General features: G+C 66.2%; 12 protein-coding genes. 9 read left to right on the top strand and 3 right to left on the bottom strand.

The window, feature by feature from the left end; all coding sequences use genetic code 11:
• Nucleotides 1-23 precede the first annotated feature (23 nt).
• Nucleotides 24-923, bottom strand: a complete 900-nt coding sequence (locus BLQ74_RS15905) for a LysR family transcriptional regulator (RefSeq protein WP_090263835.1) — start codon at nt 921-923, stop codon at nt 24-26.
• Between the two features lie 114 nt (nt 924-1,037).
• On the opposite strand from BLQ74_RS15905, the gene BLQ74_RS15900 reads away from it, so the two are divergent.
• The 4 genes from BLQ74_RS15900 to BLQ74_RS15885 all read left to right on the top strand — a co-directional run bounded on the left by BLQ74_RS15900 (nt 1,038) and on the right by BLQ74_RS15885 (nt 4,598).
• Complete coding sequence (locus tag BLQ74_RS15900; RefSeq protein ID WP_090263833.1) at nt 1,038-2,030, top strand: aldo/keto reductase; 993 nt, start codon at nt 1,038-1,040, stop codon at nt 2,028-2,030.
• Between the two features lie 196 nt (nt 2,031-2,226).
• Complete coding sequence (locus BLQ74_RS15895) at nt 2,227-2,568, top strand: FeoA family protein (RefSeq protein WP_342028950.1); 342 nt, start codon at nt 2,227-2,229, stop codon at nt 2,566-2,568.
• Nucleotides 2,569-2,581: 13 nt separating this feature from the next.
• Nucleotides 2,582-4,429: a ferrous iron transporter B gene (feoB, locus tag BLQ74_RS15890; RefSeq protein WP_090263831.1), complete on the top strand. Its 1,848-nt coding sequence runs from the start codon at nt 2,582-2,584 to the stop codon at nt 4,427-4,429.
• Between the two features lie 10 nt (nt 4,430-4,439).
• Entirely contained in the window at nt 4,440-4,598 is a 159-nt protein-coding gene (locus tag BLQ74_RS15885; RefSeq protein ID WP_090263828.1) for a FeoB-associated Cys-rich membrane protein, read from the top strand.
• Nucleotides 4,599-4,619: 21 nt separating this feature from the next.
• Here the strand turns inward: BLQ74_RS15885 and mgtA are convergent, their stop codons facing one another.
• Nucleotides 4,620-7,190 carry a magnesium-translocating P-type ATPase gene (gene mgtA / locus BLQ74_RS15880; RefSeq protein WP_090263826.1) on the bottom strand — a complete coding sequence of 857 codons (2,571 nt, stop codon included), beginning with the start codon at nt 7,188-7,190 and terminating at the stop codon, nt 4,620-4,622.
• 272 nt (nt 7,191-7,462) lie between these two features.
• Here mgtA and BLQ74_RS15875 point away from each other — a divergent pair, with 272 nt between their 5' ends.
• From BLQ74_RS15875 to BLQ74_RS15855, 5 genes are all read left to right on the top strand, one after another.
• Nucleotides 7,463-8,497, top strand: a complete 1,035-nt coding sequence (locus tag BLQ74_RS15875) for a lysylphosphatidylglycerol synthase transmembrane domain-containing protein (protein WP_090264044.1) — start codon at nt 7,463-7,465, stop codon at nt 8,495-8,497.
• A 179-nt stretch (nt 8,498-8,676) separates the two neighbouring features.
• Nucleotides 8,677-9,396: an ABC transporter ATP-binding protein gene (locus BLQ74_RS15870; RefSeq protein WP_090263824.1), complete on the top strand. Its 720-nt coding sequence runs from the start codon at nt 8,677-8,679 to the stop codon at nt 9,394-9,396.
• Nucleotides 9,393-10,280: an efflux RND transporter periplasmic adaptor subunit gene (locus BLQ74_RS15865; RefSeq protein WP_090263822.1), complete on the top strand. Its 888-nt coding sequence runs from the start codon at nt 9,393-9,395 to the stop codon at nt 10,278-10,280. Before BLQ74_RS15870 ends, BLQ74_RS15865 begins: the two co-directional genes overlap by 4 nt.
• A gap of 30 nt (nt 10,281-10,310) precedes the next feature.
• Entirely contained in the window at nt 10,311-11,807 is a 1,497-nt protein-coding gene (locus tag BLQ74_RS15860) for an efflux transporter outer membrane subunit (RefSeq protein ID WP_090263820.1), read from the top strand.
• Nucleotides 11,804-12,946, top strand: a complete 1,143-nt coding sequence (locus BLQ74_RS15855) for an ABC transporter permease (protein WP_090263818.1) — start codon at nt 11,804-11,806, stop codon at nt 12,944-12,946. Before BLQ74_RS15860 ends, BLQ74_RS15855 begins: the two co-directional genes overlap by 4 nt.
• Nucleotides 12,947-12,975: 29 nt before the next feature.
• On the opposite strand, the gene BLQ74_RS15850 is transcribed toward BLQ74_RS15855, so the two are convergent.
• Nucleotides 12,976-14,232 (bottom strand): MgtC/SapB family protein, encoded by a 1,257-nt coding sequence (locus tag BLQ74_RS15850; protein ID WP_170842811.1) that lies wholly within the window; start codon nt 14,230-14,232, stop codon nt 12,976-12,978.
• Nucleotides 14,233-14,237: the final 5 nt, after the last annotated feature.

The raw sequence follows: 14,237 nt of genomic DNA, 5'->3' as shown, positions 1-14,237 counted from the left end.
CCCGGGGCTTTCGCGCCAACGGCCTACCAGGTCTGCTCGGCGAACAGCTGCGCCAGCCAGTCGCTGAACACCCGCAGGCGCCGCGACGACTGCCGGCGCGCCGGGTGCAGCACGCTCAGCGCCAGCGGTTGCGGACAACAGTCGGCGAGCACCTCCACCAATTCGCCGCTGGCCAGGGCGTCGATCAGGTGATAGCGCGGCGCCTGGATCAGGCCGAAGCCGGCCTTGCAGGCGGCGATATAGGCATCGGCGTTGTTCACCGACACCCGGCTCGGCAGCGGCAGGCGGCGGACGCTGTCGGCCAGGCTGAACTCCAGGTCGAAGATGCGCCCGCTGGAGGCCGACTGGTAGTTCACCGCCAGGTGTCCGCGCAAGTCGTCCAGGCCCTTTGGCAGGCCATGCTCGGCCAGATAGGCGGGACTGGCGCAAGTGGCCTGGCGTAGCTCGGCGACGCGCCGCCCGACCAGGCTCGAATCGACCAGTTCGCCGGCGCGCAGCACACAGTCGACGCCCTCGCGCACCAGGTCCACCTGACGGTCGTTGAGGCTGAGTTCCAGCTCGATCAGCGGATAGCGCCGGCAGAACGCCGGCAGCGCCGGAATCACCACCAGCCGGCCGAGGGAACTGGGCAGGTCGACGCGCAGCTTGCCGCGCGGGTTGTCGGGCGAAGCGGAGAAACAGCTCTCCGCCTCCTCCAAATCGCCGAGCAGACGCACGCAGCGCTCGTAGAAGGCCTGGCCGTCGGGGGTGGCACTGACGTGGCGGGTGGTGCGGCGCAGCAGTTGCACGCCGAGTCGCGCCTCCAGTTGCTGGATCACCTGGGTCACGCTGGCGCGGGGCATTTGCAGGCTGTCGGCGGCTTTGCCGAAGGCGCCCAGCTCAACGATGCGGGTGAAGACCTGCATGGCCTGGAAGCGGTCCATGGCGCACTCCGATTATTCGTGAATTCCAAATAGTTAAACCGAGATAGCGACCTTTATCCATACAGGACAAACAACAAGAATGCCTCAGTCCCTTCCTCGACCAGGAGCATCAGCATGAAGACCCGCCGTCTCGGCCCGCAGGGCCCCAGCCTCTCCGCCATCGGCCTCGGCTGCATGGGCATGTCCGACTTCTACACCACCGGCGCCGATGAGCGGGAAGCCATCGCCACCCTGCACCGCGCCCTCGACCTCGGCATCAGCCTGTTCGACACCGCCGATGTCTACGGTCCGCACAGCAACGAAGCACTGCTCGGCCGCGCCCTCAAAGGCAAGCGCGAGCAGGTGTTCCTGGCCAGCAAGTTCGGCCTCGTGCGCACCCCCGAGCAGCCCGCCAGCCGCGGCGCCAACGGCCGCCCGGAGTACGTCCGCCAGGCCATCGAGGGCAGCCTCGCGCGCCTGGGCACCGATCACCTCGACCTCTACTACCTGCACCGCGTCGACCCGCAGGTGCCGATCGAGGAAACCGTCGGCGCCATGGCCGAACTGGTCCAGGCCGGCAAGGTGCGCTACCTCGGCCTCAGCGAAGCCTCGGCGGAAACCCTTGAGCGCGCGCACCGGGTCCACACGATCAGCGCGCTGCAAAGCGAATACTCGCTGTGGACCCGCGACCCCGAGGAAAACGGCGTGCTCGCCGCCTGCCGGCGCCTGGGCGTCGGCTTCGTGCCTTACAGCCCGCTGGGCCGGGGCTTCCTCACCGGCGCGCTGAAAAGCCCGGCGGACTTCGCCGCGGACGACTACCGCCGCTTCAGCCCGCGCTTCCAGGGGGAGAACTTCGCACGCAACCTGGCGCTGGTGGACAAGGTCGCCGAACTGGCCGCCGCCAAGGGCGTCAAGCCGGCGCAACTGGCGCTGGCCTGGGTGCTGGCCCAGGGCGAACACCTGGTGCCCATCCCCGGCACCAAGCAGCGCAAGTACCTGGACGAGAACGTCGCCGCGGTGGAGCTGAGCCTGAGCGCCGCCGAACTGGCCGAGCTGGACGCCATCTTCCCCGCCGGCATCGCCGCCGGCGGACGCTACAGCGCAGAGGTGATGCGCCTGGTGCAATAACCCGGGCCTGGCGCGGCAGGCGCGGCGCCCTGCTGCGCATCGCGCCTGCGCGGATTCGACGCAGCGCGGCCGCGGCCGAGCGACGCTGCGCCGCTGCGCCGCTGCACGGCGCCAAGCGCCGTGCCAGAGCCATCCAACGCCCCGGTCGCGGGCAGGCGCCCACTCGCGCCAGGGAGTCCAGCGGGCGCTTGCAGCATTGCTATCGCCAACAATAATTGCTTACATTTGGCTTTCCGAGGTACTGCCAAAACCGACTGGAGTAGTCAACTTGTCTTCTGCCCATACGCCGCTGAGCCGGCTTCCCAAAGGTGCCAGAGCGACCGTCGTGGCGATTGCCGCCCAGGCGATCTTCGGCGATGCGGATGAAAGTGTGACGCTGCGCCTCAAGGAGCTGGGCTTCCTGCCCGGCGCCGTGCTGCAGGTGATCGGCTTCGGCCTGTTCAGCGCCGATCCGATCGCCGTGCGCATCAATGGCACCAAGTTCGGCCTGCGCCGTGCCGAAGCCGAGAAGATTCTCACCCTCGCTCATCCCGCCTGAATCCGCCTGCCTCATGTCCCAAGCTCTGTTGCGCTTTGCGTTGGTGGGCAACCCCAACTGTGGCAAGACCGCCCTCTTCAATTGCCTGACCGGCGCCAAGGCCAAGGTCGCCAACTACGCCGGCGTCACCGTGGAAAAGCGCAGCGGTCCCCTGCTCGGCCTCGGCCGTCCGGTCGAACTGATCGATTTGCCCGGCACCTATAGCCTCTATGTGGCCTCGCCCGACGAACAGGTCGCGCGGCGGGTCATCCTCGGCGAGATGGCGGGCGAAGCCTGCCCCGACCTGCTGGTGGCGGTGATCGATGCGACCAACCTCAAGCTGGGCCTGCGCCTGGTGCTGGAGCTGAAAGCGCTGGGCTTGCCGATGGTGCTGGCGCTCAACCTGGCCGACGCCGCGCGCAAACGCGGCATCAGCATCCACACCGAGCGGCTGGCCGAGCGCCTGGGCATGCCGGTGGTGGAAACCGTCGCCGTGCGCAGGAACGGCGTCCTGGCGTTGCAGGCGGCGTTGCGCGAAGCGGCCGGCACCACCCCGACGCGCAGCGGCAACATCCGCCTGGCGGAGCGCAGCGAGGCGGTCGAGAGCCTGTATGCGCGCATCGATGCGCTACTCGCCGAGTGCGTTTCCGCGCCCGAGGGTGTGCCGCACTGGCAGGACCGCCTCGACGCCCTGGTCATGCACCCGGTGCTCGGGCTGGTGATCCTGACCACCCTTCTGTTGCTGATGTTCCAGGCCGTGTTCGCCTGGGCCGCGCCGCTCATGGACGGCATCAGCGCCTCGATGGGCTGGCTCGGCGAGCAGGCCGGCAACCTGCTGCCGGCCGGCATCCTCCACGATTTCGTGGTCGACGGCCTGATCGCCGGCATGGGCAGCGTGCTGGTGTTCCTGCCGCAAATCATCATCCTCTTCGCCTTCATCCTGGCCCTGGAGGATTCCGGCTACCTGCCGCGCGCGGCCTTCCTGCTCGACCGGCTGATGCGCGGCGTCGGGCTGTCCGGGCGCTCGTTCATCCCGCTGCTGTCCAGTTTCGCCTGCGCCGTCCCCGGCATCATGTCCACCCGTTCGATCGCCGACCCGCGCGAGCGCCTGGTCACCATCATGACCGCGCCGCTGATGACCTGCTCGGCGCGCCTGCCGGTGTACGCCCTGGTGATCGGTGCCTTCGTGCCGCAGCGCACGGTGCTGGGCATCTTCAACCTGCAGGGGCTGACTCTGTTCGGCCTGTATGTCGCCGGCATCGTCAGTGCCGCCGCGGTCGCCTGGGTGATGCGCCGGCAACAGCGCGAGGGCGCGTCCTTCCCTCTGCTGCTGGAGCTGCCCAACTACCGCTGGCCCAACCTGTACCACTTCCTGCTGGGGCTGAAGGAGCGCGCGTGGATCTTCCTCAATCGCGTCGGCACCATCATCCTCGCGCTGTCCATCGTGCTGTGGTTCCTCGCCACCTTCCCGCGCGCGCCGCTGGACGCCACGCTGCCGGCCATCGAATACAGCTTCGCCGGCATGCTCGGCCAGTTCATCCAGCCGCTGTTCGCGCCCTTGGGCTTCAACTGGCAGATGTGCATCGCGCTGATCCCGGCGATGGCCGCGCGCGAGGTGGCCGTCAGCACCTTGGCCACCGTGTACGCGGTGAGCGGCGGCGAGGCCGCGCTGGGCGGCTCGCTGGCGCATAGCTGGAGCCTGCCGGTGGCGCTGGCCTACCTGGCCTGGTTCGTCTACGCGCCGCAGTGCATCTCCACCCTGGCCGTGGTCAAGCGCGAAACCAACTCCGCGCGCGCCACGCTGATCTTCGCCGCCTACCTGTTCGTGCTGGCTTACGCGGGCGCGCTGCTGGTGCGGCACCTCTCGGAACTCTGGCTGTAAGGAGCATTCAATGGCGAACCCATGGGTTCAAGGCGCCATCGTCGCGCTGATCGTCACCGGCGCGGTGGCCTACCTGCTGCGCAAATACCTGCCGCGCAAGCACCAGGCCAAGGCACAGGAAAAGGGCTGCGGCAGCTGCGGCGGCTGTTCCGGTGGCGGCTGCCACTGAGGGCTGGCGCCTGCCGCGCCTTCATTGAATGCCCTCGGCCCCCCGGCGCGGCGCGCGGGGGCTCGGCTGGCGCGTCTGCATCCAGCGATAGAAGCCGCGTTTGACCAGCTCGACGATGCCCAGGTAGGCGAGCACCAGCCCACCGAGAATCAGGTAGAAGCTGGCCGGCGGCGCGACGAAGCCGAAATACCGCCCCAGGACGAAGGGCAGCGCCAGGGCGACGCCGACGACGGCCAGCGAGGTCAGCGCCAGCAGCGGGTGGGCGCGGCTTTTCAGCGGGTTGCCACGGGTGCGGATGATGAAGATGACCAGCACCTGGGTGCACAGCGACTCGACGAACCAGCCGGTCTGGAAGAGTCGCTCGCCAGCCTGCAGTACGTGCAGCAGGATGAAGAAGGTGAGGAAGTCGAACAGCGAACTGATCGGCCCGATGACCAGCATGAAGTTGCGGATGAACGTCATGTCGAGCGACTGCGGGTGGCGGATTTCCTCGGTGTCCACCTTGTCCAGCGGAATCGGGATTTCCGAGATGTCGTAGAGGATGTTGTTGAGCAGGATCTGCGTCGGCAGCATCGGCAGGAAGGGCAGGAACAGCGCCGCCCCGGCCATGCTGAACATGTTGCCGAAGTTCGAGCTGGTTCCCATCATGATGTACTTCATGATGTTGCCGAAGGTGCGGCGCCCTTCCAGCACGCCGGACAGCAGCACGTGCAGGTCATGCTCGAGCAGAATCATGTCGGCGGCTTCCTTGGCCACATCCACCGCCGAATCCACCGATAGGCCGACATCCGCGGCGTTCAGCGAGGGCGCGTCATTGATGCCGTCGCCCAGGTAGCCGACCACATGGCCACGCGCGCGCAGGGCCAGGATGACCCGCTCCTTCTGCGCCGGATTGACCCGGCAGAACAGGTTGGTGGTTTCCACCCGGGCGAGCAACGCGTGGCCATCCAGCGCGGCGATTTCCTTGCCGGTCAGTAGCCCGCTGACAGGAATCTTCAATTGCGCGCAGACGTGCTGGGTGACCAGTTCGCTGTCGCCGGTGACGATCTTGATCGCCACGCCAAGCCGGCCCAGGGCGGCCAGCGCCGCGCCGGCACTGGCCTTGGGCGGATCGAGGAAGGCGGCGAAGCCGGCCAGCACCAGTTGCGCCTCATCGCCGACCACCGCGTGCGGATGGTCGCGGGGCACCTTGCGCCAGGCGATCCCCAGGGCGCGCAGGCCGTCCTGCTCGAGCGCCTGGTAACGCCCATGCACGGCCGCCCGGCTCGCCGCATCCAAGGGTTCGGGCTGGGCAACGCCGACGCTTTCGTAGTGGGTGCAGAGCTGCAGGATGTCGTCCGGAGCGCCCTTGACCACCAGCCAGCGCTCCGTGCCGTTGTCGATCAGCACCGAGACCCGCCGCCGCTCGAAATCGAAGGGCACCTCGTCGATCTTCTGCCAGGCGCCGGGGTCGATGTGCTCGTGGGCCAGGATGGCTTCGTCCAGCGGGCTCTTCAGGCCGGTCTCGAAGAAGCTGTTGAAATAGGCCAGTTGCAACACCCGCTCGCTGGGCTGGCCGAGCGGGTCGACATGCTGCTCCAGGCGGATGCAGGCCTCGGTCAGGGTGCCGGTCTTGTCGGTGCAGAGCACATCCATCGAGCCCAGGTCCTGGATCGCCGACAGGCGCTTGACGATCATCTGCTTGCGCGCCATGCGCAGCGCCCCGCGCGACAGCGTTACCGAAATCACCATCGGCAGCAGCTCCGGGGTCAGGCCCACGGCCAGCGCCAGGGCGAACAGGAAGGACTCCAGCCAGGGTCGCTGGAAGAACATGTTCACCAGCAGCACGAAGAGCACCAGCAGCACCGTCAGGCGCATGATCAACATGCCGAAGCGGCGCACGCCGACCTCGAAGGACGTCGGCGGCGAGGGCCGCGAGATGCTGTCGGCGATAGCGCCGATGGCGGTCCCGGCGCCGGTCCTCACCACCAGTACCCGGGCACTGCCGCTGATCACCGAGGTGCCCATGAACACCGCGTTGCTCGCCTCGGCCAATTCGCTGGCCGAGGGCGGCGGCGGGTCGGCGCGTTTCTCCACCGGGTAAGGCTCGCCGGTCAGCAGCGCCTGCTTGACGAAGAAATCGCGTGCCTCCAGCACGCGCGCATCCGCCGGGATCATGTCGCCGGCGGCCAGCTCCAGCACATCGCCCGGCACCAGCTCGCTCACCGCCAGCTCCAGCGACAGGCCATCGCGCAGCACCCGCGTGCGCAGCGCAACCGACTGCCGCAGCCGCTGCGCCGCGGCATTGGCGCGGTATTCCTGGACAAAGTCGAGGGTCACGCTCATCAGCACGATGCAGCTGATGATGAGGAAATTGGTCACTTCGCCGGTAAAGGCCGAGATGGCGCTGGCGGCCAGCAGGATGATCACCAGCGGGTTCTTGAAGCGGCTGAGGTACTGGCGCAGCAGCGAGCGCCGCTGGGTGTCGCGGAACAGGTTGGCACCGAAGCGCGCCAAGCGAGCCTTGGCCTCCTCGGACGACAGGCCGGCGCGCGCCGAATCGGCTGGCCCGGCCTCCAGCCACCAGGCCGAAGGCGGTGAATCGTTCGACATCTCGGCCCCCTGGGCAATCGACGGAAGGGTTCGGGCACGCTCAGTGTAGCGAGGCCTGTGCGGCGCGCGACCGCGAGTCTACAAGCATCACGTGAACAGCGTGCGAACGCCGCGCCGCCACGCGGCGAAAGGCTCTGCCGCGCGCCATCCATCCTTGACTACGCTATCCGGCAGGCAGGCTCGACGACGCTCGGCGTTGCGTCCAGCGGATGGCTATCCCTGGCGGCGCCGATAGAGCCGCTGGAACCCGTGGAATGCCGGATGTGGACGCCATGAACAGCGCTGGAAACGACTCGCCGCCCCTCGCCTCGCAGCCTCATACGCGCTGGCTGCTCATCAGCTCCTGGCTGATGGGCGCGGCGTCGCTGGCAGCGGTGGTGGCGATGGCGTTGCACTTCTCCGATGCGCGCGACTTCGCCCGGCTGCTGCGGCAGGTCGAGCCGGGCTGGTTCGTCCTGGCGATCCTCCTGCAGTTGCTGACCTATCTGCTGCAAGGGCAGATCTATCGCCTGGTGAGCAACGCCGGACACGCCCATTTGCGCCTGCTGACGGCCTGCAAACTCGGCTTGCTCAAACTGTTTTTCGACCAGGCCCTGCCCACCAACGGCATCAGCGGCACCGTCGCGGTCACCGCCGCGTTCGAAGGGCTAGGCATCCCCCGCCCGGTGGTGGTCGCCTGCCTGGTCATCAGCATGCTGTCCTACCTGTGCGCCTATGTCCTGTCCTTGGGCTGGGCACTGGGCATCGTCATCACCGAGGGGCATGCCACCGCCCTGCTGGTGACGGCCGTCATGCTGTTCACCCTGGGCAGCCTGGCGCTGGCGCTCGGCATCGCCCTGCTCGCCGGGCGGCGTCCCCTCCTCGCCCTGCGCGGGCTGCAAGAAAGGAACTGGATCAAACGCAGCCTGGCCGTCCTCAGCGAAGCCGATGTCAGCCTGACCCGCGATCCGCGCCTGCTGGCCGCCGCGACCGCGCTGGACCTGGGCATCATCCTGCTGGACGCCAGCACGCTCTGGGTGCTGGTGGCGTCCATGGGCGAGCAGGCGCCCTGGAGTGGAGTCTTCGCCGGCTTCATGCTGGCCAGTCTGCTGCGCAGCATCGGCATCACGCCGGGCGGACTAGGAGTTTTCGAAGGCGCCGCCGTCACGGCCCTGCACTGGGCGGGCATCGACCTGCCGGTGGCGCTGTCCTCGACCCTGCTGTTTCGCGGGCTGAGCTTCTGGGCGCCGATGCTGCCGGGTATCCTGGTGTCACGCGCCACATGGCTGGCAGCGAAGGCCAGCCGTTCGCCGCCTGGCCGTGGCTAGCGCAACCGCACGGGCCCGCGCCCTCGCGCGCTTGATCTCGATCAACCCCGCAGGCGAGGAAATGCCGGCATCGGCGAAAAGCGTGGCGCGCTTTCCGTCGTAGTCCCGGGCGACCTCTATACTCAAGCGCGTCTTACCGGCCGGCAAGCAATCGACGAATAGCCTTCGAGGCGCTGAACATGGGCGAGCATGGGATAGCCGAAGCCAGCGATGCGGCCATCGTCGCCACCGACCTGAGCAAATGGTTCGGCGAAGAGGAGACCAGGAAGCTCGCCGTCGATCGCGTGAACTTCGTCGCCTACTTCGGCGAGATGCTCTTCATCGTCGGTCCGTCCGGCAGCGGCAAAACCACCTTGCTCAGCATGCTTTCGGGGATTCTCCGGCCCAATGCCGGCACGGTAACGGTCAAGGGCCGGAATATCTGGGAACTCTCGGAAGACCAACGGGCGGACTTCCGCCTCAACAGCATCGGCTTCGTCTTCCAGGACTACCATTTGTTCCCGCGGCTGACGACCGCGGAAAACGTCGCCATCCCGCTGATCCTGCAGAACCGCGACTGGAAGCAATCCATCGCCGACGCCTGCCGATATCTCGAAATCGTCGGTCTCAAGGGACGCAACCAAATCCTCCCGGTGAAACTCTCGGGTGGCGAACAGCAACGGGTCGCCATCGCCCGCGCCATTGCCAGCAACCCGGAAATCCTGATTCTGGACGAACCGACCGCGTCCCTGGATGGCGACACCGGGCGAATGATCATCGAGTTCGTCAAGACCCGGATACTGAGCCGGGAAAGATGCATCCTGATCGTGACCCACGACGCCCGCATCAATGACTACGCCGACCGCATCATCCATATGGAAGACGGCCGCCTCGTCAGCGTCGAGCAGGTGGCGAAATGAGGAACCGGATCCTCTTTTCCCTGGCGATCCTCGGCGTCATCGCGGGAATCGTCGGCGCCTTCATATTCGGCGCCACCAAGAAGAACCCCGAGCCGCTGTTCAAGCCGGTGAGCAGCCCTTATCAATCCTCGATCTACGCCAATGGAATCATCGAAAGCGACCAGCCTGGCGGCTCGAACATAAACATCTACCCGGAGGTTTCCGGACAGATCAGCACGATCACGGTGCATGAAGGCCAGGTCATTTCCAGCGGGTCGTTGCTGTTCAGCATCGAAGACTCCGTGCAGCGAGCCAACAGCGACGTCGCCGCGGCCAACGAGAAGTCAGCCAGGAATCAGTACGAAAAACGCCTGGCCTCCTACCGGCTGGACCCGCACTCCATCAGCAAGGACTCACTGGATACCGCCAAGGACAACCTGGAACAGACCCACGCCCAATCGAAGGCGGCGAATGCCTTGCTGAAAAAGTACTCGGTCACCTCGCCCGTCGACGGCGTGGTACTGGCGGTCAACACCACCACCGGCAGTTATGTCTCGCCACAAGGCACCTACAACCCCTACACGCAGGGCTTCGATCCGATCCTGATCCTCGGCAACCGGCAGGATTCGCTCGCCGTCCGCTGCTACGTCGATGAAATCCTCATTTCCCGGCTACCGCCAGCCGAGCACATTCGCGCGGAAATGGCGCTGCGCGGCACGGATACCCGAATCCCGCTGGAGTTCGTCCGCATCCAGCCCTATGTCTCGCCGAAGATCCAGCTCTCCAACCAGCGCCAGGAAAAAGTCGACCTGAGGGTGCTGCCGGTCATCTTTCGCTTCTCCACCAAGGGCCACACGGATGTCTACCCGGGACAACTGGTGGATGTCTTCATCGGCCCCAAATGAGCACTCAGCCAGTGCAGCAGGCGACACGCCATGAGCCACTCGCACCTGTCGTCATTCCCCCTGCTTCGCCTGTGCCTGCTGACGGCCTTCGTGCTCAGCGCCTGTACCCTGGGCCCCGACTTCGTGCCGCCGGCCGCCCCCGATAACGGCGCCTATGCCAAGAAGAACCTCGCCGAGCCGACCGCGTCGGCCAATGGGCAAGCCCAGCACTTCCTCGTCGGCTCGGCGGTGGCTCGCGACTGGTGGAGCCTGTTCGGCTCGCCAGCGCTCGATAGCGCCGTCCGCCAGGCCGTGTCCAACAACTACACGCTGCAGGCGGCCGAGGCCAGCCTGCGCCAGAGTCAGGATTTCCTGCGCGCGGGCAACGGCGTCTTCTACCCCCAGGTGGAGGCCAACGCCTCGGCCAGCCGCCTGCGCACTAGCACGGCGCAACAGGGGTTGCCCAGCTCGGGGACGGTATTCAACGTCTTCACCCTGAGCGGCAGCATCAGCTATGCGCTCGATGTCTTCGGTGGCGAGCGGCGTGCCGTCGAGAGCCTGGCGGCCCAGGTCGAATTCCAGCGTTTCGAGAAAGAGGCGGCGTATCTGGCGTTGACCGCCAACCTGGTGAATACCTGCATCGCCCGCGCCGCCTACCAGGCGCAAATGCGCGCCATCGAGCAATTGATCGCCATCCAGGAGCAACAACTGCGCACCACGGAGGCGCAGTTTCGTAGCGGGCTGGTGCCATACGCCAACGTGCTGAGCATTCGCGCGCTGATTGCCGCGAACCGCGCGCTACTGGCCACGCTGCGGCAGAAGGTCGATCAGAGCGAGGATCTCCTGGCGAGCCTGGAAGGTGTCGTACCGGCCAAGGCCTATCTGCCGGAGATTGAACTGGAGGCCTTGTCATTGCCGAGCGACCTGCCGATCAGCCTGCCGTCGCAACTGGTCCGGCAACGGCCGGACATCCTCTCCGCGGAAGCCCGCCTGCATGCCGCCAGCGCCGAGATCGGCGTCGCCACCGCAGCGCTGTTCCCCAGTATCACCCTGAGCGGCACCTATGGCGTGACCGCCAGGAGCTTTGCCCACCTGCCGGACGCCAGCGGCAAGTTCTGGAGCATAGGCCCAGCGGTGAACCTGCCGCTGTTCACCGGCGGACGCCTGTGGTTCGAGCGGCAGGCGGCGATCGACGCCTATCAACAGGCGCTCGCCGACTACCGGCAGACGGTGCTGAGCGCCTTCGCGCAAGTCTCCGATAGCCTGAAGGCGCTGGCAACCGACGCCGAGGCGCTGCGCGCGCAGGCAGACGCACGCCAGGCTTCCGCCGAGGCCCTGAAACTGATCCAGGCGAATTATCAGGCGGGCCTGGTCACCTACCTGGAGGTACTGGTCGCCGATACGCAGTTTCACAACGCGACCATCAGCTACCTGCAGGGCGTGGCGCAGCGGCAACAGGACACCGTCGCCCTGTTCGCCGCGCTGGGCGGCGGCTGGCAGACGGACGCCGGCGTCACCGGCGTCACCGGCGGGAAAGCCGCGCCATGAAACATGTCGGGATTCTGCGCATCGGCTTCAAATTATTGGTGAACGACAGAGCCAAGTTCTCGGCCTTGCTCATCGGCATCACCTTTTCGGTGTTCCTGATGGTGCAGATGACCGCGATGTTCGCCGGCATCCTGAATCGCGCCTACTCGACCGTGACCAACATCGGCGCGGCGATGTGGGTGATCGACCCCGCGGTCAATACCCCGACCGCGCCCGTCCCCTTGCCCAACTACCTGCTGGATGCCGTGCGCAGCATCGACGAGGTGAGTTTCGCCGTCCCGCTGTTCATCGGTGGCGGGCAAGTCAAGCTGAACAGCGGCACCTATCAGCCGGTGAGTATCGTCGGCCTGGACGACACCAGCCTGTTCGGCCGGCCGCAACTCGAACAGGGCGATATCCACGACATCTATACGGAGAATGCCTTCGAAGTGGTCAACGACTCGGAGTTCGAGAAACTGGAGAACCCCGGCATCGGCACCTCATTCGAGCTCAACGATCACCGTGGGGTGATCGTCGGAATCGCCAGGGTTTCGGCCAACGGGCTGAATGGCGTGCCGACGCTCTATACGACCTACAGCCGCGCCATCGAATACCTGCCCAATCCGCGCTTCACCGTGTCCTACGTCCTGGTACAGCCGAAAAGCGCGGCACAGGTGGCAGCCATCAAGGCGAAGGTCGCCAAGCTCGGCTACGTCGCCCTGACCAAGAGCGAATTCAATGAGCACATCGCCAACTTCTACAAGTATCAGACCGGCGTCGGCACCAACATCCTGCTGATGACCGTCATCAGTTTCCTCGTCGGGCTGAGCATATCCGGGCAGACCTTCTACACCTTCATCCTGGAAAACCTGGAGAAGTTCGGCGCCTTGAAAGCCATCGGCGCCAAAGGCCGCGAGCTGATCTACATGATCTTCTTCATGGCCTTTCTCACCTCGCTGACCGGCTATGGCCTGGGCGTCGGCCTGGTCACCCTGATGATCTCGATCGCCAGGAGCTACCTGCCCAACTACGCGGCCATCATCACCTTCTGGAACCTCAGCCTCGCCTTCGCCATGGTCCTGGTGATCGCCGCGACGTCCAGCTACGTGGGCATCCGCAAGATTCTCAAAATCGAGCCGTTCGACATCTTCCGCGGCTGACGCCCCGTCCAGCGCTCAGGCCGCTGGCGCTACAGCAGCAGGAGCAGCAGGCCACACACCGCCAGGCCGAGGAGAAAACACAGACTCTCGACCCCGGCCCTGCGCGAAGACAGGGTGAAGGCATAGATGCCCTTGACCAGGTTGTTGCTGGCGGCGGCGACGATGATCGCCGCCGAGGCAACCGTCAGGGGGGTGACGCTCGACGCCGACTGCGTCATGCCCATGATGAAGGGATCGACATCGGTGACGCCCATCAGCGTGGCCAGGGTATAGACCCCGGCCAGGCCAAGGTGCTGGACCGCCAGTTGGGTGGCCACCAGCATGCCGACGAAGAGCGCGGCGAAGAGCAGCGCGGCGCTGATTTCCAGCGGGTTCTTCGGCTCGAACGGGGTCATGGTCTTGGCCTCGCCCGCGGCGCCCCTGCGCGACCACAGCCAGCCGATCAGCATGGCCAGGCCGCCGAGCAGCACGAAGGGCAGCGCCAGCTTGAGCATCAGCGCGCGGTTGAACAGCGCCAGCAGCACCGCCAGGCGCAGGTACATCACCCCCGAGGCGATCAGCATCGAACCGGAATACAGGTGCGCCTGTTCATCCTGGCGCGAGCGCCGGGCCAGCACCACGGTCGTCACCGTCGATGAGTAGGCACCGCCGACGAGCGCGGAAAACAGCACGCTGCTCTGCGCCTTGGTCAGCCGTTGCAGCACATAGCTGCCGTAGGACACGGCGCTCACCGCGACCACCACCAGCCAGGTGGTGAAGGGGTTGATCTGGAACTGCGTGAGCTGCGTATTGGGCAACAGCGGCAGGATGACCGCCGACAGCAGGAGGAATTTGGCGAAGGTCAGGATGTCCGTCGTCTCGATGCGCTGGGCCAGGTTCTCCAACTGCGCCTTGAGCTCCAGCAGAATCACGCTGGACACGGTGATGGCCGTGGCCAGCCAAAACATATCCCGATAGACCAGCGCGCCCACCAGGTAGGTGGCGAGACCGGACATTTCGGCGGCCACCCCGGCATAGCCGGAAGAGGACAGCCGGTGCCAGTAGGCGATCATCAGGAACGCCGCCACCACGGCGAAGCCCAGCGTCTGCGGCAGCAGTTCGCCCTTGGACAGCACGGCGATGGCGTAGCCGATCAGGCCGATCAGCGGGTAGGTGCGCACGCCGCCGAAGGCATATCGCTCATCGCTGATCTTGCGCTCTTCCCTTTCCACACCGATGAGGAAGGACAGGAAGAGGACGAAAAAGATATGGGTGGCATCGGCGGGGAGCCAGGCGAAGATATCCATACTGC

The organism is Pseudomonas panipatensis (assembly GCF_900099785.1).
Lineage (GTDB): Bacteria > Pseudomonadota > Gammaproteobacteria > Pseudomonadales > Pseudomonadaceae > Pseudomonas > Pseudomonas panipatensis.
Note: the sequence above shows the minus strand (reverse complement) of the source record. Positions and strands in the feature narration are given on the sequence as shown.

Excerpts from the sequence above, each read along its gene's own strand:
- BLQ74_RS15875 (WP_090264044.1), top strand. The coding sequence starts at position 7,463 with ATGAACAGCGCTGGAAACGACTCGCCGCCCCTCGCCTCGCAGCCTCAT.
- mgtA (WP_090263826.1), bottom strand. The coding sequence starts at position 7,190 with ATGTCGAACGATTCACCGCCTTCGGCCTGGTGGCTGGAGGCCGGGCCA.
- BLQ74_RS15855 (WP_090263818.1), top strand. The coding sequence starts at position 11,804 with ATGAAACATGTCGGGATTCTGCGCATCGGCTTCAAATTATTGGTGAAC.
- feoB (WP_090263831.1), top strand. The coding sequence starts at position 2,582 with ATGTCCCAAGCTCTGTTGCGCTTTGCGTTGGTGGGCAACCCCAACTGT.
- BLQ74_RS15905 (WP_090263835.1), bottom strand. The coding sequence starts at position 923 with ATGGACCGCTTCCAGGCCATGCAGGTCTTCACCCGCATCGTTGAGCTG.
- BLQ74_RS15865 (WP_090263822.1), top strand. The coding sequence starts at position 9,393 with ATGAGGAACCGGATCCTCTTTTCCCTGGCGATCCTCGGCGTCATCGCG.
- BLQ74_RS15860 (WP_090263820.1), top strand. The coding sequence starts at position 10,311 with ATGAGCCACTCGCACCTGTCGTCATTCCCCCTGCTTCGCCTGTGCCTG.
- BLQ74_RS15900 (WP_090263833.1), top strand. The coding sequence starts at position 1,038 with ATGAAGACCCGCCGTCTCGGCCCGCAGGGCCCCAGCCTCTCCGCCATC.
- BLQ74_RS15885 (WP_090263828.1), top strand. The coding sequence starts at position 4,440 with ATGGCGAACCCATGGGTTCAAGGCGCCATCGTCGCGCTGATCGTCACC.
- BLQ74_RS15850 (WP_170842811.1), bottom strand. The coding sequence starts at position 14,232 with ATGGATATCTTCGCCTGGCTCCCCGCCGATGCCACCCATATCTTTTTC.
- BLQ74_RS15870 (WP_090263824.1), top strand. The coding sequence starts at position 8,677 with ATGGGCGAGCATGGGATAGCCGAAGCCAGCGATGCGGCCATCGTCGCC.